2 protein-coding genes are annotated in these 1760 nt (G+C 46.9%); both read left to right on the top strand.

Going from position 1 to position 1760, the window contains the following annotated elements:
• The coding region (gene tssK, locus RH89_RS14825) for a type VI secretion system baseplate subunit TssK (protein WP_004403545.1) at positions 1 to 616 on the top strand (616 nt) is incomplete at its 5' end.
• A 29-nt stretch (positions 617 to 645) separates the two neighbouring features.
• Positions 646 to 1760, top strand: a 1115-nt coding sequence (gene icmH / locus RH89_RS14820; RefSeq protein ID WP_050811538.1) for a type IVB secretion system protein IcmH/DotU, incomplete at its 3' end; no start/stop codon positions are given.

Genomic DNA, 1760 nt, shown 5'->3' with positions numbered 1-1760 from the left:
GCTCAACCGTCATGAGACAACCTTAAGGCATTTCAGCCAGTGTTCGGACCTACATCCCTTCCAGTTGACAACGGCACTGTACGGTTTGATTGGAGAGCTAGCGACTTTCTCGACCAAGTCTAAGCGTCCGCCTGTGTTACCGAAATACAAACATGGTGACATGGCAGAACTTTTCCATGTAGTGCATCAGATGCTCAGCCAGTATCTGAGTGTAGTACTTGAGCAAACGGCGACTAAGCTACCACTTGAGATCAGACAATACGGTATCCGTGTTTCTAGTATTCCCGACAAAAACATTCTTTCGAAGTGTCAGTTTGTTCTTGCCATCAAAGCTGACGTGGCAAGTGAAGAGCTGCGTAAACGCTTACCGTCTCAAATCAAGATCGGACCTGTCGAAAACATTCGCGATCTCATCAACAACCAGCTTCACGGTATCGCTATCTCGCCGCTGACTGTGGTTCCAAGACAAATTCCGTATCAGGCAGGTTACCAATACTTTGAAGTGACCAAGAAAGGTCCTTACTGGCAAAGACTGACTGAAAGTGGTGGTTTGGCAATTCATATCTCAGGTAACTACCCGGGGATCGATGTCGAGTTATGGACGATTAATCAATAAGTTGAAGTAGACTGATGGAAGACACTGTAATGAAACCTACTCCCGGACGTAGAGGTGGTGCTAAGCCAGCACCAGCAGCTCCCGCTTCTCCACCACCGCCCCAAGAGGGAGACAGCACTGTACTGCTTACAAAAGTAATCAAAGAGGAGAAATCCTCCAGTGTGATCGCGTTTGGCAAAAACCTGCTTCTGGCCGAAGCAAACGTCGTTCTCTCATTGATTGGTCAAATCAGAGCTACTAGCCAGTACGGTGATGTTCAACAGCTGCGAGAAGCTTTTGTCCAGAAAATTCGAGATTACGAAACCCGCTTAAGACTGCAAAATGCAAGAAACCAGGATATTGATATCGCACGTTTCTGCCTATGCTGTCTAATCGATGAAACCGTGCTGAACACAGTCTGGGGTGGTCAGTCAATTTGGGTAGACAACTCTCTGCTTTCAACTTTCTACGCCAATACTCAGGGCGGTGAGCAGTTTTATGATTACCTGGACAAAGCCATGTCCGCGCCAACCGAAAGCCTTGATATTCTGCAACTTCAGTATATTTGTATGTCTCTTGGTTTCATCGGGCGCTACCGATTAGAAAAGAACGGTGTCGAATCTCATCGCAGCTTGCGACAGCGTGTTTTCGACGTTATTACCACCGTAAGCGAGCGTCCACCTAAAGTTCTGAGTGATGGTTGGCAGGATAAGGTACGCCTGGGTGAGGAAATCACCGAAAGCACACCAGTGTGGGTGACGCTTTCCATTGCGGGAGCCATCCTTGCCGCTACGTATATGGGATTCAATTACAAGATCAATGAAGAATCTAACAGGACCTTTACCAACTTACTTAACCTCGTCCCTTCTGTTGAAATAACTGAATCGCCACCTTTGGCAGATGTTGCTCCTGTTGCCCTACGAATTCAGGACTATCTCGCTACCGAAATGGATCGTGGTGTTGTAGAGATCCAACAGCTTCCAGATAGAGTCAGAATCTCATTTGCAGCAAACGAACTATTTGATTCAGGCAGCGCTGAACTCACCCAGCATATCCGTCCGGTACTGTCCAAAGTAGGTCGTTCTTTAGAAGGAACGAAAGGTCGAATTATGATTGTCGGTCATACCGACAACAAGCCAATTTTTACTAGTAAGTTCCCGTCTAA

Origin of the sequence: Vibrio nigripulchritudo ATCC 27043, from assembly GCF_000222685.1 — a bacterium.
In the GTDB taxonomy this organism is placed as follows: domain Bacteria; phylum Pseudomonadota; class Gammaproteobacteria; order Enterobacterales; family Vibrionaceae; genus Vibrio; species Vibrio nigripulchritudo.
Note: the sequence above shows the minus strand (reverse complement) of the source record. Positions and strands in the feature narration are given on the sequence as shown.